The organism is Microbacterium sp. NPDC090007 (assembly GCF_044748345.1).
Classification (GTDB): domain Bacteria; phylum Actinomycetota; class Actinomycetes; order Actinomycetales; family Microbacteriaceae; genus Microbacterium.
Window position 1 is genome coordinate 94,009 of sequence record NZ_JBIVFV010000003.1, and the last position, 20,913, is coordinate 114,921.

18 protein-coding genes and 1 tRNA gene are annotated in these 20,913 nt (G+C 71.4%); 13 read left to right on the plus strand and 6 right to left on the minus strand.

The features are described 5' to 3' along the window. Positions 1-10: 10 nt before the first annotated feature. From ACIPVB_RS11685 to ACIPVB_RS11695, 3 genes are read right to left on the minus strand one after another with little or no spacing between them, the layout of a single operon-like run. Positions 11-298, minus strand: a complete 288-nt coding sequence (locus tag ACIPVB_RS11685; RefSeq protein WP_400369100.1) for a hypothetical protein — start codon at positions 296-298, stop codon at positions 11-13. 27 nt (positions 299-325) lie between these two features. After that, positions 326-682, minus strand: coding sequence for a hypothetical protein (locus tag ACIPVB_RS11690; RefSeq protein ID WP_400369101.1), 357 nt, complete (start codon positions 680-682; stop codon positions 326-328). Between the two features lie 5 nt (positions 683-687). Further along, a complete protein-coding gene (locus tag ACIPVB_RS11695; RefSeq protein ID WP_400369102.1) occupies positions 688-1,548 on the minus strand; it encodes an SGNH/GDSL hydrolase family protein in 861 nt (286 codons plus the stop codon). 1,093 nt (positions 1,549-2,641) lie between these two features. Here ACIPVB_RS11695 and ACIPVB_RS11700 point away from each other — a divergent pair. Further along, positions 2,642-4,384, plus strand: a complete 1,743-nt coding sequence (locus ACIPVB_RS11700; protein WP_400369448.1) for a DEAD/DEAH box helicase — start codon at positions 2,642-2,644, stop codon at positions 4,382-4,384. Positions 4,385-4,777: 393 nt separating this feature from the next. Beyond that, a complete protein-coding gene (locus tag ACIPVB_RS11705) occupies positions 4,778-5,857 on the plus strand; it encodes a VIT1/CCC1 family protein (protein WP_400369103.1) in 1,080 nt (359 codons plus the stop codon). A gap of 159 nt (positions 5,858-6,016) precedes the next feature. On the opposite strand, the gene ACIPVB_RS11710 is transcribed toward ACIPVB_RS11705, so the two are convergent. Both ACIPVB_RS11710 and ACIPVB_RS11715 read right to left on the minus strand, forming a co-directional pair. Then, a complete protein-coding gene (locus ACIPVB_RS11710) occupies positions 6,017-7,063 on the minus strand; it encodes an isopenicillin N synthase family dioxygenase (protein ID WP_400369104.1) in 1,047 nt (348 codons plus the stop codon). 248 nt (positions 7,064-7,311) lie between these two features. Next, positions 7,312-7,397 (minus strand) — tRNA-Leu (locus tag ACIPVB_RS11715). Positions 7,398-7,559: 162 nt separating this feature from the next. On the opposite strand from ACIPVB_RS11715, the gene ACIPVB_RS11720 reads away from it, so the two are divergent. Together ACIPVB_RS11720 and ACIPVB_RS11725 are read left to right on the plus strand one after the other, a co-directional pair. Next, a complete protein-coding gene (locus ACIPVB_RS11720) occupies positions 7,560-8,861 on the plus strand; it encodes a M20/M25/M40 family metallo-hydrolase (RefSeq protein WP_400369106.1) in 1,302 nt (433 codons plus the stop codon). An 8-nt stretch (positions 8,862-8,869) separates the two neighbouring features. Next, positions 8,870-9,718 (plus strand): undecaprenyl-diphosphate phosphatase, encoded by an 849-nt coding sequence (locus tag ACIPVB_RS11725; RefSeq protein WP_400369108.1) that lies wholly within the window; start codon positions 8,870-8,872, stop codon positions 9,716-9,718. Positions 9,719-9,883: 165 nt separating this feature from the next. On the opposite strand, the gene ACIPVB_RS11730 is transcribed toward ACIPVB_RS11725, so the two are convergent. After that, positions 9,884-10,750, minus strand: a complete 867-nt coding sequence (locus tag ACIPVB_RS11730) for a PAC2 family protein (RefSeq protein WP_400369110.1) — start codon at positions 10,748-10,750, stop codon at positions 9,884-9,886. Positions 10,751-10,870: 120 nt separating this feature from the next. On the opposite strand from ACIPVB_RS11730, the gene ACIPVB_RS11735 reads away from it, so the two are divergent. The 9 genes from ACIPVB_RS11735 to lnt all read left to right on the plus strand — a co-directional run bounded on the left by ACIPVB_RS11735 (position 10,871) and on the right by lnt (position 20,876). Then, complete coding sequence (locus ACIPVB_RS11735; protein ID WP_400369111.1) at positions 10,871-11,569, plus strand: HAD family hydrolase; 699 nt, start codon at positions 10,871-10,873, stop codon at positions 11,567-11,569. Next, positions 11,566-12,630, plus strand: coding sequence for a tRNA (adenine-N1)-methyltransferase (locus ACIPVB_RS11740; protein WP_400369112.1), 1,065 nt, complete (start codon positions 11,566-11,568; stop codon positions 12,628-12,630). Before ACIPVB_RS11735 ends, ACIPVB_RS11740 begins: the two co-directional genes overlap by 4 nt. Positions 12,631-12,674: 44 nt before the next feature. Then, entirely contained in the window at positions 12,675-13,619 is a 945-nt protein-coding gene (locus tag ACIPVB_RS11745) for an FKBP-type peptidyl-prolyl cis-trans isomerase (RefSeq protein ID WP_400369114.1), read from the plus strand. A gap of 65 nt (positions 13,620-13,684) precedes the next feature. Beyond that, positions 13,685-14,677 carry a helix-turn-helix transcriptional regulator gene (locus ACIPVB_RS11750; protein WP_400369116.1) on the plus strand — a complete coding sequence of 331 codons (993 nt, stop codon included), beginning with the start codon at positions 13,685-13,687 and terminating at the stop codon, positions 14,675-14,677. Further along, the gene (locus tag ACIPVB_RS11755) at positions 14,674-15,666 is read left to right on the plus strand and encodes a helix-turn-helix transcriptional regulator (protein WP_400369118.1); all 993 of its coding nucleotides are present in this window, start codon (positions 14,674-14,676) and stop codon (positions 15,664-15,666) included. Before ACIPVB_RS11750 ends, ACIPVB_RS11755 begins: the two co-directional genes overlap by 4 nt. A gap of 85 nt (positions 15,667-15,751) precedes the next feature. After that, on the plus strand, positions 15,752-16,006 hold the full coding sequence (gene tatA / locus ACIPVB_RS11760; protein ID WP_400369120.1) for a Sec-independent protein translocase subunit TatA: 255 nt from the start codon (positions 15,752-15,754) through the stop codon (positions 16,004-16,006). A 63-nt stretch (positions 16,007-16,069) separates the two neighbouring features. Beyond that, entirely contained in the window at positions 16,070-16,831 is a 762-nt protein-coding gene (gene tatC, locus ACIPVB_RS11765) for a twin-arginine translocase subunit TatC (RefSeq protein ID WP_400369449.1), read from the plus strand. A gap of 77 nt (positions 16,832-16,908) precedes the next feature. Then, on the plus strand, positions 16,909-19,311 hold the full coding sequence (locus ACIPVB_RS11770) for a DEAD/DEAH box helicase (RefSeq protein ID WP_400369122.1): 2,403 nt from the start codon (positions 16,909-16,911) through the stop codon (positions 19,309-19,311). Then, positions 19,308-20,876, plus strand: a complete 1,569-nt coding sequence (gene lnt, locus ACIPVB_RS11775; RefSeq protein ID WP_400369124.1) for an apolipoprotein N-acyltransferase — start codon at positions 19,308-19,310, stop codon at positions 20,874-20,876. The genes ACIPVB_RS11770 and lnt overlap by 4 nt, the downstream gene beginning before the upstream one ends. Positions 20,877-20,913: the final 37 nt, after the last annotated feature.

The following is a 20,913-nucleotide window of genomic DNA, read 5'->3' on the forward strand; positions in this document are numbered from 1 at the left end:
CCGGAGGGCTTCAGTCGAGCCGGAACCGCTCGCGCATCAGCCTCTCGGAACAGGCGGCCGCGCAGACCCGGCCGTCGGGATCGGCTTCGAGGAGGGCGAGCACGTCGTCGGCGAGGCCCTCGGCACCGGCGAGGTACCAGCGTTCGACGACCGATCCCTCGGCGGCCACGCGGCGATCTCGTGCGTCATCGCGGGGAAGGCCCTCGGACGGCGTGTCGTCTCGCGACATGGCGAGCTGCACGTGCGCGGGTAGTTCATCCGGCCCGGCGGGCGTTGCGGGAGCCGTGAAGAGCGACACGGTGACACCTCGCGCCGACCACAGGAGCTAATCGATGTCGAGGCTCTGCCATCGGGGGTCCTCCACGCTCCAGGCCGACCAGTCGGGGCCTTCGGTGCAGAAGGTCCATTCGCCGGAACGGGCCGCGAGGGCTGCGGCGACCGCCAGCGCGGCGCCGCGGACGTCGCGCTGATCGCCGTCGGCGAAGACGGACAATCCCGGTGCCCGATCGGAAGAGACCACGTCCCATCCGTCGACGCGGAAGTGTTCGCTTTCGACCTCGGGCGTCCACCCCGCGTCGGCCAGTCCCTCGGCGAGTCCCTCGGCGTCCCGCAGCAGGGTCTCGGCGTCGACCGCGTCGAGCAGCGCGAGGACGGCGTGCGGCAGGGTCGCGCCGGGTTCCATCGGCCTCACGCCTGCGGCTCGCGCGAGCCCGTGGCATCCACTCCGGGAGCGAGGGTCACCACGGGCAGGGGATCCGGACGCTTCGCCCGCACGTGATCGCCCGACGACTGGTGGCGCAGGCGCCGCAGCACCCAGGGCACGAGGTACTCACGCGCCCAGACGAAGTCCTTCTCGCGCGCGGCCCGCCACGTCGTCGCGGTCAGGGCCTCGGGTCGCATCGCCTGCAGGTCGTTGGGTACGTTCAGCGCGCGCAGCACCATGCGGGCGACCTCGTGATGGCCCAGGGCGTTGTAGTGCAGGCGGTCGTCGTCGAAGAAGCGCATGTCCTGCACCTCTTTGAGGCTCCATTGGTCGGCGACGACGCAGTCGTAGCGGTCGGCGATCGCGCGGATGTTCTCGTTGTAGATCGCGACCTTGCCACGGATGTTGCGGAACACCGGGGTGAAGTCGGTGTCGACGCCCGTGAAGACCACCAGCGTCGCGCCGTCGCGCACCAGACGCCTGACCGCGTCCTCGAACTGCTGGGCCACCGCGTCCGGATCGCTCCCCGGCCGGATGACGTCGTTGCCGCCGGCCGAGAACGTGATCAGATCGGGCTTGAGGGCCAACGCCGGATCGATCTGATGGTCGACGATCTGCGCGATGAGCTTGCCGCGCACGGCCAGGTTGGCGTAGGCGAAGTCGTCGACCTGGCCGGCGAGCACCTCGGCGACGCGGTCGGCCCAGCCGCGGTGACCGCCGTCGGGCAGGGGATCGCCGATCCCCTCGGTGAACGAATCGCCCAGCGCGACGAAGCGGCGCCAGGGGTGCGGACCGGGGTTGTCGGCCGAGGACGGGGTGCGGGGCGAGCGCGGTTCGAGAGTCATCGATACCTCCACCCCCAGGCTAACCCCGGCCTCCGACACGGCAAGAGACGCGGATGCCATTCGCCCGCCGCGGGCCGCCCTTCGGGGGCGCACTGCCCGCGGGTGCGCTGCCGGGTGCGCTGCCGTGTGCGCTGCCGTGTGGCCCCATCCGCGGGCACGCTGCCGCGTGCGCCCCCCACTGCGCGTCGCCGCGTGCACCGAACGCGGGAGCCGTCTTCGAGGAACGCGCCCGTGGCGAGGAACGCAGTTCGCGGTGAGGAACGCGCCCGTGGCGAGGAACGCAGTTCGCGGCGAGGAACGCGACCCGTGGCGAGGAACGCGACCTGTGATGAAGAACGCTCTGCGTGACGAGGAACGCGCCCGGCGGCTCCGGCACACGCGATTCGCGCTGAGGAACATCGCCGGCGGCCTCGGCACACGCAGCTTCTTTCGAGAAACGCCGCGTCCCGGCGTTTCTGAAGAGGAATCGCGTTTCTGGCCGATGAGGGCGCGGATCAGCTCACAGCACGACCTCGCGCGGTGGCGGAACCGCCTATCGTGGATGTTCGCGCTCGCGAGGGGAGGAGGTTCGATGCTGGAAGAAGAAGCCCGCACCTCGAACCCTCCTCACGTCGACGCCGCGAACGGCTCATCGCCGCTCGCCCGCATCGCGAGCCCCGGTCCGGTGGCGAGCCCCGGTCCGGTGGCGAGTCCCGGTCCGGTGGCGAGTCCCGGTCCGGTGGCGAGTCCCGGCTTGATCGCGAGCCCTGGTCCGGTGGCGAGTCCGGGTCCGGTGGCGAGTCCCGGTCCGGTCGCGAGTCCCGGCCCGACACCGTCGCGCTCCAAGACGGCCGCCGCGACGGATGCCACCACCGCGGCATCCCGAACAGCCTCCGTCGCCCCCGCCTCCACCGTTCCCGATCCGGCGCGCCACAACCCGTCCGACCCGTCCCACGCCACCGCACCCGTCGCCGACGAGCCCGCTCCCGGCGCCGTTCCCGTCCTCGACCTCGACGGCGCCGTCGACGGCTCCGAGCCGCACTTCGGTTCCTTCGCCGCCGAGCACCTCTCGCCGTCGTTCCCGCAGCGCGCGCCGTGGGGAACCGCGCAGCGCCTGCGCGCATGGCAGGCCGAGGCGCTCGACCAGTATTTCGGCTCCGATGGGCCCGACGGCGTCGGAAAGGGTCCCCGCGACTTCCTCGCCGCGGCCACCCCCGGCGCCGGAAAGACCACGTTCGCCCTCCGTCTCGCCTCTGAACTCATGCGTCGACGCGTGGTCGACCGCATCGTCGTCGTGGCCCCCACCGAGCACCTCAAGACGCAGTGGGCCGAAGCGGCCGCGCGAGTCGGCATCCGTCTCGATCCTTTCTTCTCCAACCGCCACGCCACTCCCTCTCGGCAGTACCACGGCGTGGCCGTCACCTACGCCCAGGTCGCGGTGAAGGCCGAGGTGCACCAGCGATTGACGATGGATGCCAGGACCCTGGTGATCCTCGACGAGGTGCACCACGGTGGTGACGCCCTCAGCTGGGGCGATGCCCTGCGCGAGGCCTACGGGCGCGCGACCCGCCGTCTGCTGCTGTCGGGGACGCCGTTCCGCAGCGACACCGCGCCCATCCCGTTCGTGGAGTACCACCCCAACGCCAAGGGCATCCGCCTCTCGCGCACCGACTATGCCTACGGCTACCGGCGCGCGCTGGACGACGGGGTCGTCCGCCCGGTCTTCTTCCTCGTCTACGCCGGTCAGATGCGCTGGCGCACCAAGGCGGGCGAAGAGATGGAGGCGCAGCTCGGCCAGGACAACACCAAGGACATCACCTCGCAGGCCTGGCGCACCGCCCTGGACCCGAACGGCGACTGGATCCCGGCGGTGCTGCGCTCCGCCGATCGCCGTCTGAACGAGGTGCGCGAGACGGTCCCGGATGCCGGGGGCCTGGTCATCGCGACCGATCAGACCGCCGCGCGCGCCTACGCCGCCATCCTCGAGGACATCAGCGGTGAAAAGGTCACCGTCGTGCTCTCGGACGAGGCCGAGGCGTCGGGACGCATCGAGACGTTCTCGAAGGGGACGACCCGCTGGATGGTCGCCGTCCGCATGGTGTCCGAGGGCGTCGACGTCCCGCGCCTGGCCGTCGGCGTGTACGCCACGAGCGCCTCGACGCCGCTGTTCTTCGCCCAGGCCATCGGCCGCTTCGTCCGCGCCCGACGTCGCGGCGAGACCGCCAGCGTCTTCCTCCCCAACGTCCCGCAGCTGCTCGCCCTCGCCGGCGAGATGGAGGCGCAGCGCGACCACGCCCTCGACCGCGACAGCGACGCCGAAGACCAGTGGAACGCCGAAGAAGACATGATGGATGCCGCCGAGCGCGAGGACAAGGCATCCGATGCGCTCGAGCAGGAGTTCGAGTACCAGGCGCTCGGCTCCCTCGCGCACTTCGACCGCGTGCTGTTCGACGGGCAGGAATTCGGCCAGCTTGCCGTGCCGGGGACCATCGAGGAGGAGGAGTTCCTCGGCATCCCGGGCCTTCTCGAACCCGAGCAGGTGCATGAGGTGCTGATGTCGCGCGCGACGCGGCAATCGCGCCACCGCTCGACCCGCGAGGCGGGCGAGAAGGAGAACGGCGTCGAACCCCCCAGCGTCGACGAGGGCGGTCTGCCGGGGCCGCTGCACCGCACGCTCAAGGAACAGCGTCAGCTGCTGAACACGATGGTGGGTCTCTACGCCCGTCAGACCGGCGAGCCGCACGGTCTCGTTCACGCCGAGCTGCGGCGCCTATGTGGCGGACCGGCCGTGTCGCACGCGACCGTCGCGCAGCTGCAGGCCCGGATCGACCTGCTGCGCAAACGCGTGCGCTCCTGACCGGCCCCGGCGCGCCGGCTCCGCCGCCCCGCCCCGCCGCCCCGGCGCGCCGGCTCCGCCGCCCCGCCCCGCCGCCCCCTGTTCTCGCGAGACTGCATCGCGCTGACAACTCGGCGACATCCTGCAACCGAGATGTCAGCGCCATGCAGTTTCGACGCCAACGGGACCGCGCGGCCGGACCCGCGCGGCCGGACCCGCGCGGCCGGACCCGCGCGGCCGGACCCGCGCGGCCGGACCCGCGCGACCGCTTTCGCGGGGCCGAAATGCTGGCACGGAGTCGGCGGCATCCGCGTCATCACGAGGTTCGGAGGCCCGAAAAGCTGTCAGTATCGACGGCGCGCCCGAGGGGCGGCGAGCGACCTCTTACGGTGGGGGACGACCAGAAGGAGACCCGTGACGAACCTCGCCACACCCAGCGTCCGCGACCGTCGTCGCTGGGCGCGGTACCTCGTCGACGAACGCGCCGAGGCGCGCGTGTACCGCGAACTCGCCTCGCGCCGCACCGGTGAAGAGCGCGACATCCTGCTCGCTCTGGCCGAGGCCGAGGGTCGCCACGAACAGCACTGGATCGATCTGCTCGGCGACACACCGGAGCGCCTGCCTGCGCCCGGCCTCGGCACGCGCCTGCTGGCGTGGATGGCCCGCCGCTTCGGCTCGATCTTCGTGCTCGCGCTCGCGCAGAACGCCGAAGCGCGCTCGCCCTACGCCGACGAGCCGTACGCCACCGCGGCCATGGCCGCCGACGAGCGCGTGCACCACGAGGTCGTGCGCGGTCTGGCCGCCCGCGGTCGCCGACGCCTGTCCGGCACCTTCCGTGCCGCGGTGTTCGGCGCGAACGACGGTCTCGTCTCCAACCTGGCTCTAGTGATGGGCGTCGGCGCGACCGGCGTCGCCCCCAGCTTCGTCCTGTTCAGCGGGGTCGCGGGTCTGCTCGCGGGCGCCCTGTCGATGGGGGCGGGGGAGTTCGTCTCGGTGCGCTCCCAGCGCGAGCTGCTCGAGGCGACCGAGGAGAGCGATTTCGCCGATTCCGCCCTGCCCCACCTGGACCTGGATGCCAACGAGCTCGCGCTCGTCTACCGCACCCGCGGGATGGACGCCGACGCGGCGCTCGAGAAGGCCCGCGAGGTGGTCGTGGCCGCGCAGGCCGGTACGGCCCCGGCCGCGGCGGCTCCGGGGGAGTCCTCGCACGAGGTCGTCGGCAGCGCGTGGGGCGCGGCCGTGTCGAGCTTCCTCTTCTTCGCCTCGGGCGCGATCATCCCGGTGCTGCCGTGGATCTTCGGCCTCTCCGGTCTCGGCGCGGTGGCTCTCGCCCTCGGGCTCGTGGGCGCCGCCCTGATGGCGACCGGCGCGATGGTGGGACTGCTCTCGGGCACCTCGCCCCTCCGGCGCGGTCTGCGCCAGCTCGCGATCGGCTTCGGCGCGGCCGCGGTGACCTACGTGCTGGGACTGCTGTTCGGGGTGTCCGCCGCCTGATGTCCGACGCGCGCACGGGGCCGTCTCTGACGCAGGGCGGCGCCGTCGCGTCGAGCCGGTGCCGGCACGCGGACCCCGTGGCGCTCCCGGCCGGTGCCGGCACGCGGACCCCGTGGCGCTCCCGGCCCGTGTCGGGTCGTCCTCGTTCGGTCCCTCGGCTCAGCCGCGACTCGCTGCGACGACCCGCGCGGCCTCGCGCACCGCGTCGTCGTTGCGCCGGCCGGCGCGCGAGCCCGCGAGTTTGGCGGCGATGTGCGCGCGGACGGTGACCGGCTCGTACAGCGCGGGGGCCTCGGCCGTCACGAATCCCGGCAGCGGTCGGATCACGGCATCCGCGTTACCGTCGTGGAAGAACGCCGCCGAGCGTCGCCGCTCGATCGTGCCGTCGATCACGGGCGGCTTCACACGGTGCAGGGTCGACAGCCACTTGTCGTTCGTCAGCCGCGCGGCCACGTCGCCCAGGTTCACCAGCAGCGCCCCCTCGGCGGGCGACACGTCGTTCCACGATCCGTCCGCAGCGAGCACCTGCAGGCCGGCGACGCGGTCGGCCCAGAGCACCGTCACCAGGCCGAAGTCGGTGTGCTCGCCCATCCCGGTCAGTTCCGCGCCGAGTTCGATCGACCCGGGCGGCAGGGCGTAGTTGTTCATGCGCAGCACGTCGATCGAGTGATCCGTGAGGTCGTCGAAGAAGTCGTCGGGCACGCGCAGCGCGGCCGCGAAGATGCGGGTGAGCGTCTGCGCCACCCGCCGCGCCTCGTCGAAGTACGCGCGCACGGCCGGACCGAAGGCGTCGACCTCGGTCGGCCAGACGTTCTCGGCGTAGTCCTCGGCCGTCGCGGCGGTACCCGGGTACTCGCGCCACGACGTGCCCACGTTGAACGCCTCGAAGAAGTCGTTCATGCGCGTCACGGGGTCCACCCCCAGGCTGTAGCTCAGGGACTCGCTCCGGGGCGGGCTGTATCCGCGGTTCTCGCCCGCGGGCCGCACGAACCGCTTCTTCTCGGCCAGCGGCAGCGCGAAGAAGGCGTCGAGCCCCGCTTCGAGGTCGCCGATGACGGCATCCGGGATGCCGTGTCCCACCACCTGCAGGAAGCCGACGGTGCGGCACGCGTGGTCCACGGCGGCGACGACGGCCGCGCGGGCGTCGGGTGAGCCGGGGCCGACCCAGGCGGAGATGTCGATCGTGGGGACGTGGAAGCGAGCCATCGGGCGATCCGTTCTGACGGGGACGCTTCGACGCTAGGCCGACCGTGTCACGTCGGTGTTTCGGCGCGGTCACGACCCGCGGGCCCGTGCCGAGCTGCCGCAGCGGGCGCCGCCGGTCAGCACTCGCCGCCGGTCCGCAGCGGGCGCCGCCGGTCAGCAGGCGCCGCCCGCACGGGTTCGCCGTCTCGTGCTTCCGGACGAGACGAGAAAGACCCCCGGGTCGAAACCCGGGGGTCTTTCTCGTTCTGTGCGCGAGGGGGGACTTGAACCCCCACGCCCGTTAAAGGGCACTAGCACCTCAAGCTAGCGCGTCTACCTATTCCGCCACCCGCGCATCTGGGTGTTTCGCTGCTTTCGCAACGAGGAACGACATTACCACGCTCCCGGCGCCGCCTCGAACCGGCGGAGCACCCCGGGCGCGTCCCGCGTCCGGACCGCGGCGACGCGAGACGACACGCGGCGGGGGAGCGCGGTGCGTGAAGGTACCGTAGTGCGCATGCCCGAGCGCGAAACCGACGTCCCCGAGGTCGCCCGCATCGCATCCGACCTCATCCGTTTCGACACCTCGAACTACGGCGGGGGGCGCGCGAACGGCGAACGCGAGGCCGCGGAGTACGTGGGCGCCTACCTCGAACAGCTCGGCCTCGACACCGCGTATTACGAGCCCGTCGCACGCCGCACGAACGTGTGCGCGCGGGTGCCCGGTCGCGACCGCGACAAGCCGGCGCTCATCCTGCACGGGCACCTCGACGTCGTCCCGGCCGTCGCCGAGGACTGGAGCGTCGATCCTTTCGCGGGCGAGATCCGCGACGGCGTCCTGTGGGGCCGCGGAGCGGTCGACATGAAGGACATGGATGCCATGATCCTCACGGCCGTGGCCGACGTGCTGCGCGCAGGGGAGCAGCCCGAGCGCGACGTGATCGTGACGTTCTTCGCCGACGAGGAGAACGGCGGTGTCGACGGCTCGGCGCGGGTCGTGACGGACCGGCCGGAGTGGTTCGCCGGCGCCACCAAGGCGATCAGCGAGGTCGGGGGCTACTCGATCGCGGTCGGCGACCGCCGTGCGTACCTGCTGCAGGTGGGCGAGAAGGCGCTGATCTGGATCAAGCTGGTCGCGCGCGGTCGCGCGGGCCACGGCAGTGGCCTGCATCCCGACAACGCCGTGACGCGTCTCGCGCACGCCGTCGCCGCTCTCGGGCGCACCGAATGGCCCATACGCCTCACCGACACCACATCGAAGCTGCTGGCGGGACTCGCCGAGATCACGGGCGATGATGCGGGCGATCCCGACGCCCTCGCCCTGCGCACCGGCGCGGCATCCAGCTTCATCCGTTCCACCCTGCGCACGACCACCAATCCCACCGGGCTCACCGCGGGCTACAAGCACAACGTGATCCCCGACCGGGCCGAGGCGCTGATCGACGTGCGCGTGCTACCGGGCACCGAGCAAGCTGCGCTCGCCGACATCCGCCGCATCGTCGGCGACGATGTCGAGATCGAGATCGTCCACCAGGACATCGGCCTCGAGGTGCCCTTCTCGGGCGACCTCGTCGACGCGATGATCGCGCAGCTGGACCGACACGACCCCGGCGTTCCCGTGGTGCCGTACCTGATGGGTGGCGGCACCGACAACAAGGCCCTCTCCACCCTCGGAATCTCCGGTTACGGATTCGCGCCGTTGCGACTCCCCGCCGATCTCGACTTCACCGGGATGTTCCACGGTGTCGACGAGCGCGTCCCCGTCGACGCGCTCGAGTTCGGTCGACGTGTTCTCGCCGACCTCCTCCGGACGTACTGAAGGACCGTATGCACATCTTCGAGGTCATCATCCTCGGGCTCGTTCAGGGCCTCACCGAATTCCTCCCGATCTCCTCCAGCGCCCACCTGCGCATCGTGGGCGAGTTCCTGCCGTCGCAGACCGACCCGGGAGCGACGTTCACCGCCATTACCCAGATCGGCACCGAGCTGGCGGTGCTGATCTACTTCCGCAAGAAGATCGCCCGCGTGATCTCGCGCTGGTTCCTCTCGCTCAGCGGGAAGGTGGCGCGCAACGACCCCGATGCCCGGATGGGCTGGCTCGTCATCATCGGCACGATCCCCATCGCGCTCCTCGGCGTCCTGCTGCAGAGCCTGATCCGCGACAACTTCCGCAGCCTCTGGATCACTGCGATCGTGCTGATCGTCTTCGGCATCCTGCTCGGATTCGCCGACCACTACGGTGCCCGAAAGCGCGAGCTCGACGACCTGACCTACCCGCACGGTGTCGCGTACGGTTTCGCGCAGGCGCTGGCCCTGGTGCCGGGGGTCTCGCGCTCGGGTGCGACGACCACGCTGGGGCGCGCGCTGGGGTACAAGCGCACCGCGGCCGCGGAGTACTCGTTCCTGCTCGCGGTGCCGGCCGTGTTCGCGAGCGGTCTGTTCGAGCTGTACACGAGCTTCGACGAGGGCACCGGACCCTTCACGCTCGGCGAGACGGCGATCGCGACCGTCATCGCGTTCGTGGTCGGCTATCTCGTGATCGCGTTCCTCATGCAGTACCTCAAGCGCGGCAGCTTCCTGCCGTTCGTGATCTACCGCGTCGTCCTGGGCGTCGTGATCATCGTGCTGCTGCTGACGGGCGTGGTCCCCGCGGAGTCGACGGTCATCGCCAGCTGAATCACGGATGCCACGACGGCACCGTCCCCGCGGGGGCGGCGCCATCGTGTCGCCCCGGGCCCGACGAAGGGCCCCGGGCCCAGCGAAGGGCCCCGGGCCCAGCGAAGAGCCCCTGGCCCAGCGAAGAGCCCCGGGTCCGGCGGACGGACCGGGACCCCGACGACCTCAGCGCCGCGGCGGGTCGTCGCGACCGGGCTTGGCGGGGCCGTCGCCGCCGCGGCGCAGGTACCGCTCGAACTCCTGGGCGATGGCGTCCCCGGACGCCTCGGGCGAGTCCCACGTGTCGCGGGTCTGCTCGAGCTGGCGGATGTAGTCGCTCATCTCCTCGTCGTCGGCCGCCGCCGCGTCGATCGACGCCTCCCATTGGCGTGCCTCGGCGTCGAGGTCTCCGCGGGGCATCGCGATGCCGGTGACCGTCTCGAGTCTGTCCAGCAGGGCGAGGGTGGCCTTGGGCGAGGGGGTGTGACCGGCGACGTAGTGCGGGACGCTGGCCCACAAGCTCGCGGTGGGGATGCCGACCTGCTCGGCCGCGTAGCCGATCGCGCTCAGGATGCCGACGGGCCCCTCGTACAGGCTGCGCTCGAGTCCGAGGGACTGCCGGACGGCGTCGTTGTCGCTGCCGGCGAACACCGAGATCGGGCGCGTGTGGGGAACGTCGGACATCATCGATCCCAGGGCCACGAACCCGCTGACGTCCTCCCGGAGAGCGACGTCGATGAACTCCGCCGCGAAGGCCTGCCATGCGCGCGCGGGTTCGACGCCGACGAGCAGCCAGATCTCGGCGTCGTCGCTGCGGACGACGGGGCGCAGGAGTCGCGCCTCGGGCCAGGTCAGGGTGCGGCGGCCCTCGGCATCCACTCCCACCTGGGGGCGTGTGTACTGGTAGTCGAAGTAGAGCTCGGGATCGACCGTGTGGACGACTTCGTACTCCACGTCGGCGCGCAGCAGGGACGCGGCCGCCGATGCGGCTTCTCCGGCGTCGTTCCAGCCGTCGAATGCGGCGACGATGATCCGGCGACCCAGTGCGTCCACGCAACCTCCTCTGCCCCGTCGGGGCTGACTTCCAGGATAGGCGCACGCGAGAACCCGTGGTCGGAGGGCGGGGGACGGGCGGCGCCGGGGCGCGACGACGCCCGCGAATAGGATGGAACGATGACTTCTCCCTCTCCCGCCGCCGTCCTGTGGGACATGGACGGCACTCTCGTCGACACCGAGCCGTACTGGATGGCTGCGGAGGTGCCGTTGGTCGAGCGCTTCGGCGGGACGTGGTCGCACGAGCAGGCGCTGGGGATGGTGGGCCTCGCCCTCGAAGACTCCGCGCGACTGCTGCAGAACGCCGGGGTGCCCTGGGGTGTCGACGAGATCATCGCGCATCTGACCGACGAGGTGTTGCGTCAGCTCGCCTCGACGGGTGTGCCGTTCCGCCCCGGCGCGCGCGAACTGCTCGCCGACCTGCGGTCCCACGGCGTCAAGACGGCCCTGGTGACGATGTCGATGCGGCGCATGGCCCTCTCGATCGCCGACCTGATCGACTTCCCCGCGTTCGACCTCGTCGTCGCGGGCGACGACGTCGACAAGCCCAAGCCGCATCCCGACCCGTATCTGCAGGCGGCTCGCGAGCTCGGCGTCGACATCCGCGACACCGTCGCGATCGAGGACAGCCCCAACGGACTGCGATCGGCACTCTCCAGCGGCGCCGTCTCGCTGGGCGTCCCGCTCATGGTCTCCCTCGACGGGGTGGGCGCCCACGCCCTGTGGCCCAGCCTCGAGGGACGGACCACCGCAGACCTGCGCGCACTGCACGCCGCGCACACCACCGCCCGCACCGATGAGACACAGGCCACCCGATGAGCGAGACCCCCCACCTGAGCGGCCCCTTCCGCATCGGAGACCGCGTCCAACTGACCGGCCCCAAGGGTCGCATGCACACGATCACGCTGCGCGAGGCCGGAGAGCTGCACACCCACAACGGCGTGCTCAAGCACTCCCTTCTCGTGGACCAGCCCGACGGCAGCGTCGTGACCAACAGCTCCGGCCACGACTACCTGGCGGTGCGACCGCTGCTGCGCGACTTCGTCATGTCGATGCCCCGCGGAGCCGCGATCGTCTACCCCAAGGACGCCGCGCAGATCCTCGCCCAGGCCGATGTCTTCCCCGGCGCGACGGTCGTCGAAGCCGGTGTCGGCTCAGGGGCGCTGTCGCTGTGGTTGCTGCGCGCGATCGGGCCCGGGGGTCGCCTGCTGTCCTTCGAGCGCCGCGAGGAGTTCGCCGACGTCGCCCGCGCCAACGTCGAGACCTTCCACGGCGAGCACCCGGCGACGTGGGAGGTCGTCGTGGGGGATCTCGTCGAGAGCCTTCCGGATGCCGTGGCCCCGGCATCCGTCGACCGTGTCGTGCTCGACATGCTGGCTCCGTGGGAGTGCATCGACGCCGTCGCCGACGCCCTGACACCGGGCGGGGTCGTGCTCTGCTACATCGCCACCGCCACGCAGCTGAGCCGCGTCGCCGAGTACATCCGCGCGACGGGCCTGTTCACCGAACCGGATGCCAGCGAGACGATGGTGCGCGGGTGGCACGTCGAGGGGCTCGCGGTGCGCCCCGACCACCGCATGGTCGCGCACACGGGCTTCCTGATCACCGCGCGGCGCCTCGCGCCGGGGGCGATCCCGCCCGAGGTCAAGCGTCGCGCGTCGAAGTCGAGCTACGGCGACGAGGACGTGGAGCTGTGGACCCCGGGCGCCGTGGGCGATCGCGAGATCACCGACAAGAACTTGCGCAAGCGCGTGCGCGAGGCGCAGAAGTCGGCCGAGGGCGTGCGACAGTCCGTGGCCGGAGCGCCGATGCAGGACGATGCGTCGCGGGCGCGGGACGACGCCGCGCCGACGCGCGAGGACGCGGCGCCGACGTCCTGAGCGACGCGGCGGGAGAGCACAGCGAGTGCACCTAAACTGTTCCGGTGCGCAGACTCCCCGCTCTCGTTGCCGTGACCGCTCTGGCCGGAATGGGCCTCGTCGGGTGCTCGGCATCCGCCGCCTCGTCGTGCCCGACCCCCACCGACGGGGCGATCGCCTCGGTGGTCGACGCGAGCGGTGACTTCGGCGCGGCCCCCTCGGTGTCGCTGCGGTCGCCGTTCGTGCCCCAGCAGGCCGGTACCGAGACCCTCATCGCGGGCGACGGTCCGCGCATCACGAGCGAGAAGCAACTGGCTCTCGTCGACGTCACCGTGCTCGACGCCACCACCGGCGCGCAGCTGGTGGCGACGCCGTACACGGACGATCAGACCGCGACGCCCCTGCCGCGTCTCACCCAGGCGATCCCCTCGATCGCGCCGCTGCTGACCTGCGTCGCCGAGGGCTCGCGCGTGGCCGTGGCCATCCCCGGCTCCGACCTCGGCGCCCAGGGAGCGCAGGCGCTCGGTGTGGACGAGGGCGACGGGGCGGTGTTCGTCTTCGACGTGCGCAAGGTCTTCCTCCCCGCCGCGAACGGTGCCGACCAGTACAACGCCGACTCGGGCATGCCGTCGGTCGTCCGCGCGCCCGACGGCCAGCCGGGCGTCGTCATCCCGGCCGGCGATGCGCCCACCGTGCAGCGCACCCAGACCATCAAGAAGGGCGGCGGCGAGGTCGTCGACGCCGACTCCTCCGTCGTGATCCACGTGCAGGGCCTGGCGTGGGGGGCGAGCACGACCTTCGCCTCGACGTGGACCAACGGCTCGCCCGGCCAGGCGACGGTCTCTGCCCTGCCGCCCGCGCTCGCCTCGGCGATCGAGGGACAGACGGTGGGCTCGCAGGTGCTCGTGGTCGTCCCCGCCGACCAGACCGAGGCCGACCAGCAGGCCCTGCAGGCGCCCGCGGACACGGCCCTCGTGTACGTCGTCGACATCCTCGGCGTCGTCGGCTGAGTCCGGGTCCGCCGGGCGTCGGTGCGCCCGTCGGCGGCGGGGCCTGCCCGGCCTAGGATGGGCGGGTGCCCGCCACCGCGTCCCGAAGCGCTCCCGAGGAGCGCCTGGTGAACCTCGTCGTCGCCCTCATGGCGACCGATCAGGGTCTGACCAAGGACACGATCCTGTCGTCCGTCACGGGCTACCGCGAGCAGCTCGAGGCGGGGGCCTCGAAGGACGCCCTCGAGAAGATGTTCGAGCGCGACAAAGAGAACCTGCGTGGCCTGGGCGTTCCCATCGAGACGATCGGCAACCGGTCCGACCCCGACGATCTGCGGGAGGCGCGGTACCGCGTCCCCACCGCCGAGTACGCCCTGCCCGACGACATCTCGTTCAGCCCGGCCGAGATCGCGCTGCTCAACGTCGCCGGTGGCGTCTGGGGCAGCGGATCGCTCTCGGCCGACGCCCGCAGCGGCCTGCGCAAGATCCGGGCCCTCGGCATCGCCGTCGATGAGCCGATCATCGGGTACGCCCCGCGCATCCGCGTCCGCGACGCCTCTTTCGCCGCGCTGCAGCGTGCGATCGAGGAATGCCGTGTCGTGACCTTCGTGTACCTGCGCCCGGGTGAGGCCCAGCCGCGCGAGCGGCGCGTGCGCCCCCTCGCGCTGGTGGAGTACGAGGCGCGATGGCACGTGTTCGGGTTCGATCTGAACATGGATGCCGAACGCACTTTCCTGCTCTCGCGCATCGTCGGGGACGTCGCCCTGCGTCGTGAGAAGTTCGACCCCGCTCTGCGCGAGGGCGCCGGGGATCGTGCGCTGGCCGGTCTGAGAGCCCTCGCCGAACGCCAGCGGGCCCTGCTCGAGGTGCACCCCGGCACCGAGGCGGCGCTGCGCCTCGCGCGTCGCGCGCAGCAGGCGCCGCAGGGCATCCTCGTTCCGTACGTCGACCTGCACGTCTTCGCCGACGAACTGGCCTCTTACGGACCCGAGGTGCGGGTGGTCGCCCCCGACGATCTGCGCGACGAGGTCGTGCGCCGATTGAGGGCCACCGTCGCCGTCCACGGGGGTGGCGCATGAGCGCGGATCGTCCCGCGGTCCCCGACCGTCCCGTGGCCGCCCTCGACCGCGCGGCTCTGCTGCTGCAGCTCGTGCCCTACCTGCTCGGCAAGGGCGAGGTCGCGGTGACCGAGGCCGCTGCCGACTTCGACGTGGCCCCCGACGAGATGCGTGCGATGGTCGAACGCCTCACGGTCATCGGCCTGCCGGGGGAACGCGGCTACTGGCAGCTTCCGCATGATCTGTTCGACATCGACTGGGATCTGCTCGACCGCGACGACGTCATCGCCATCACCAACACCGTCGGACTCGAACGCTCCCCGCGCCTGACCGCGCGCGAGGCGGCGGCGCTGCTGGCGGGGCTTCAGCTCGCGCGCAGTCTGCCGCGTTTCGGCGACAGCCCGCTGGTGACCGGCCTGCTCGAGAAGCTCGCGCGCGGAGCCGCCGCGGCCCCGCCGGCCGTGATCGTCGCCCCCGGCCCGGTCGACGGGGTGCGTGACATCGTCGACCGCGCCCTGCGTGAACGCGTCGCGGTCACCTTCACCTACCGCGCACCCGGCGCGGCGCCGGCAACCCGCACGGTCGATCCGATCAAGGTGCACATCGCCGACGACCAGTGGTACCTGCAGGGGTGGGACCATCTGCGCCAGGCCGTGCGCACCTTCCACCTCGATCGCGTGAGCGATGCGGCGGTGACCGGCATCGCCGCCGTTCACGGCACCGACGAGGTGCCGGAGCTGTTCGCACCGAGCGACGACGAGGTCGTCGCGCGCTTCCGTTTCCCCCGCGCGGTCGCCCCGCTGCTGTCGGACTATCTCGAGCGAGCCGAGGTCGAGGACGCCGGTGACGGCCGGGCCGTGGCATCCCTGCGCCTCGCCGACGAGCAGAGCCTGAAACGTCTGGCCGCCCGACGCGGTGGAGAGGTCGAATTGCTCGAGCCGGCCGGCGCGCGTCGCGCGGCGGCCGCGTGGGCATCGGCGGGACTCGCGCAGTATCTCGACGTCGGCTGACAATCCGCCCGCTCCCGAGCGCGCCGGAGCAGCACGGGGGCGCGAGGGTTAGACTGAAGGCTCCCGACAACGACGAGGAGTCCTCATGCTCGGCAACCTCACCGGATGGCACCTTCTGGTCGTCCTCGCGGTCATCCTGCTGCTGTTCGGGGCCGCGAAGCTCCCCGCGCTCGCCAAGAGCATGGGGCAGTCCGCTCGCGTGTTCAAGAGCGAGATGAAAGAGATGAAGCGCGACGACGAGGCCGCCGCGCAGGCGTCCGAGTCGTCCCGCGCGACCGAGCCCGGCACCGCCTCGACCGCTGCGCCCGAACCGCGCAGGTCGACCGACCCCACCGTCTGACCCGTGGCGACGGCAGGGCCGCCGCGCATCGACGTGCCCGAGGGGCCGCGGCGCGACAAGCGCATGTCCATCGGCGCGCACCTCGTCGAACTGCGCAAGCGTCTGATGATCGCGGCGTTGGCGCTCGTGGTGGGCATGGTCATCGCGTTCGTCATCACCGACCCGATCATCCATCTGATCACCGGACCGATCCGCGAGATCGCCGCCCGCCGCGGCGACGATTTCTCGGCGCTCAACTTCACGTCGGTGACCTCGGCGTTCGATCTGCGCATGCGCATCGCCTTCTCGATCGGCATCTTCCTGTCGGCGCCGGTCTGGCTCTGGCAGATCTGGGCGTTCATCATGCCCGGTCTCACCCGTAAAGAGATCCGTTACACGGTCGGGTTCGTGGCATCCGCGGTGCCGCTGTTCTTCATCGGATGCTGGGTCGGCCTGCTGATCGTCCCGCACGTGATCGAGCTCATGTGGGGGTTCACCCCCGACGGCGGCGTCAACTTCTACAACGCCACCGACTATTACGACTTCGTCTTCAAGCTGCTCATCGTCGTGGGCGTGTCGTTCGTGCTGCCGGTCTTCCTGGTCGCCCTGAACGTCGCGGGCGTCATGAGCGGAACGGCGATCCTGAAGGGCTGGCGCGTGGCCATCCTCATCGCGACGGTGTTCGCCGCCCTCGCCACCCCCGCGGCCGACATCGTCAGCATGGTGATGCTCGCCGGCATCCTGGTGGTGCTGTTCTTCGCCGCGGCCGGGGTGTCGATGCTGTTCGACCGTCGCCGCGCCCGTCACGCGGCCGCTTCGGAGATGCCCTCGGGACCCATCGCGTGAGTTCGCCGAGTCCTGCGGAGCGGTTCGCCCGCGCCCGCGCGCGAACGTCCCATCCGCACACGGCGGACTTCGCCGAGATGCAGCGCTTCGAGCTCGACGACTTCCAGATCGCCGGATGCCAGGCCCTCGAGGACGGGCGCAGCGTGCTGGTGGCCGCCCCCACCGGTGCGGGGAAGACCATCGTGGGAGAGTTCGCGATCCACCTGGCGATGCTCGAACCGGGTGACAAGGCGTTCTACACCACACCGATCAAGGCGCTGTCGAACCAGAAGTTCCACGAGCTGCAAGAGATCTACGGCGACGACGCGGTCGGTCTGCTCACCGGTGACACGAACATCAACGCCTCGGCGCGCATCGTGGTGATGACCACCGAGGTGCTCCGCAACATGTTGTACGCCGACTCGCCGGCGTTGCGGGGCCTGCGTTTCGTGGTGATGGACGAGGTGCACTACCTCGCCGACCGCTTCCGCGGGGCGGTGTGGGAGGAGGTCATCATCCACCTCCCGCCGTCGGTGAAGCTGGTGTCGCTGTCGGCGACCGTGTCGAACGCCGAGGAGTTCGGCGACTGGTTGGACACCGTGCGCGGCGACACCGAGGTGATCGTGTCCGAGACCCGGCCGGTGCCCCTCGAGCAGCACGTGCTCGTCCGCGGCGACCTCCTGCCCCTCTTCGACGATCGGGCCGGGGTCGCCACGGCGCAGGTCAACCAAGAGCTCCTGCGCATCCGCGGCGGTCACGCCGGCGGGTACGACAACAACCGTCGCGCCCAGGAATACCGTTCGCAGCGCCACGCCGGGGGCCCGCGCCACGCGCACCAGCGTCGCGGCGGTCACAAGCCCCTCCGCGCCTCGCACGGGCCGCGCATCGAGCGCATCGACCGCCCCGAGGTCGTGGAGCTGCTGCAGCGCAACCACCTGCTGCCCGCCATCTTCTTCATCTTCAGTCGCGCCGGTTGCGACGCGGCGGTCCAGCAGCTGCGCCGCGCGAACGTGCGCCTGACCTCGGCGGAGGAGCGCGACGAGATCCGCCAGATCGTCGACGAGATGACCTTCACGCTGAAGGACGAGGATCTCGCGATCCTGCACTTCTGGGAGTGGCGCGACAACCTCGAGCGCGGTGTCGCCGCGCACCACGCGGGTCTGCTGCCGGCGTTCAAAGAGGTCGTCGAGGAGCTGTTCCGGCGCAAGCTGGTCAAGGTCGTCTTCGCCACCGAGACCCTGGCGCTGGGCATCAACATGCCCGCGCGCACCGTGATGCTCGAAAAGCTCGAGAAGTTCAACGGCGAGGCCCGCGTCGCGATCACGTCGGGGGAGTACACGCAGCTGACGGGCCGCGCCGGTCGCCGCGGGATCGACGTCGAGGGCCACGCGGTGGTGCAGTTCACCGAGGGCCTCGACCCGCAGTCGGTGGCCGCCCTCGCCTCGCGCCGCACGTACCCGTTGAATTCGAGCTTCCGGCCGACGTACAACATGGCCGTCAACCTCATCGATCAGTTCGGTCGCGGTCGTGCACGCGAGATCCTCGAATCCTCGTTCGCGCAGTTCCAGGCCGACCGCTCGGTGGTCGGTCTCGCCCGACAGGTGAAGGATGCCGAGGACTCCCTCGCCGGGTACGAGCAGGCGATGACGTGCGATCGGGGCGACTTCCGCGAGTACTCCACGATCCGCCGCGAGCTCAGCGACCTCGAGAAGCTCAACCGGCGCGACGCGACCGCGCCCCGTCGCCTGCGCGATGAGCGCCAGGCGCAGATCCAGTCCCTGCGCAAGCGGATGCAGCGGCATCCCTGCCACAACTGCCCCGAGCGCGAGGCGCACGCGCGCTGGGCGGAGCGGTACTGGAAGCTCAAGCGCACCACCGACAAGACCCGCCACCAGATCGACCAGCGCACCGGAACGGTGGCGCGTGTGTTCGACCGGGTCGTCGAGGTGCTCGCGACGCTGGAGTACGTCGCGATCGAGGACGACGGCGCCACCGTGCTCACGCGTGCCGGTCGCACGATGCGGCGCATCTACGGCGAGCGCGACCTGCTCGTGGCCGAGTCGCTGCGGCAGGGGCTGTGGGAGGGCCTGGACGCCCCGTCGCTCGCGGCCCTGGCGTGCTGCCTCGTGTACGAGCCCCGGCGCGACGAAGCCGGGCCGGGGGAGCGGGGGCTGCCGCGCGGTCCCTTCCGGGGGGCGCTGGATGCCACGCAAGGGCTCTGGCAGGAGCTTGACGACCTCGAGCGCGACCACCGCCTGCCCGGCTCCGAGGCACCCGCTCCGGGGCTCGCTCCCGCGATGCACGCGTGGGCGCGCGGCCTGCCGCTGGACACCGTGCTGACGCTCGCCGACATGGCGGCGGGAGACTTCGTGCGCTGGGCGAAGCAGACCATCGACCTCCTGGATCAGATCTCGCTCGTCGCCGAGCCGAAGCTGGCCAAGACCGCACGCACGGCCCTGGACACCGTGCGTCGCGGCATCGTCGCGTACACGTCTGCATGAGCGATGCCGTGACCCGCGCCGAGGACCGCGCGCCCGCGGTCGGCGGGCCGCGACCGCTGCTGCGATTGGCGTTCGCAGCGCCCCTGTCGGTCGTCGCCGGCCTGCTGATGGTGACCGCGTACCCCGCGTTGGCGTGGTGGCCGATGGCGTTCCCCGCCACGATCCTCGCCCTCGCCGTGCTGGTGGGGCGGCGCTTCTGGTCGGCGATGCTGATCGGACTGCTCTTCGGGCTGGCGTTCTTCTCGGTCAACCTGCTCTTCACCGCCCGCTATCTCGGACCGGTGCCCTGGGCCGCGCTGTCGATCCTCGAGTCCCTGCTGACGGCGGTCCTGGCCGCTCCCCTCGCCCTCGCCTACCGGTGGATGCCGCGCGTGGCGCCGGGACGGATGGGACGCCTGGTGCTGCTGCCGGCTCTCGTCGCCGGGCTGTGGACACTGCGGGAGCAGATCGTGGGGTCATGGCCGTACGGCGGGTTCCCCTGGGGGCGCATCGGTGTGTCCCAGGTCAACGGGCCGTTCGCCGAGGTCGCGTCCTGGGTCGGGATGTCGGGGCTGTCGTTCCTCGTGGTGCTCGTGTGCGCGCTGGTGGTCGAGGTCGTCCGTGGCGGCGCGGTGCGCCGCCCGGCGGGGGGGATCCCCGCCGTGGTCCTGCTGGTCGTGCTGCTGGTCGTCCCGCAATTCCCCACAGCGGACGCCGGGTCGCTCCGCGTGGGCGCGGTACAGGGCAACGGTCCCGCCGGCTACTTCGACCAGAAGGCGCGTGGGGCCGTGCTGAACGCGCAGCTGGCGGCATCCGCCCCGCTCTTCGGTCAGCGGATGGATGTGCTGCTCTGGCCCGAGGGGGGTGTCGACTCCGACCCCACCGCGAACGCGTCGACCTCGGCGGTGCTCGAGGAGCTCTCGCGTCGGGTCGATGCGCCCCTGCTGGTCTCGGCGGTGACCGAGCGCGGCGACGAGCTGTTCAACTCGTCGCTGCTGTGGACCGCCGACGGGCAGGTGGGCAGCACCTACGACAAGCGGCACCCCGTGCCTTTCGGCGAGTACGTCCCCGACCGGTCGTTCTGGGAGCCGCTCGCCCCCGACCTCATCGGACTGATCGGTCGCGAGTACACCCCCGGAACGGCTCCTCCGCTGATCGATGTGAACGGCGTCGGCGTGGGCCTGGCCATCTGCTTCGACGTGATCTACGACGATGTCGTGTGGGACGGCGCCCACGCGGGCGCCGAGGTGTACATGTTCCAGACGAACAACGCCGACTTCCGCGGGACCGACGAGAACCTGCAGCAGCTCGCGTTCGCCCAGATGCGCGCGATCGAGACGGGCCGCGCGGTCGTCAACCTGTCGACGGTGGGGACGAGTCAGGTGATCGCCCCGGACGGGTCGACCCTCGACGCGCTGCCCATCGACACCGCCGGTCATCTGCTGACCGATGTGCCGTTGCGGACGGGACTGACCCCCGCGGTCGTTCTGGGGCCGGCGATCAAGGTCGCGCTCGGCGGGGGGAGCCTGCTCGGGCTGCTCGCCCTGGGCGCGGTCGTCGGGGTGCGCCGGCGCGCGGCGCGTTGACCGCGGTCACGGGGCGGGCGTCCGGCCGCGGCGCGGC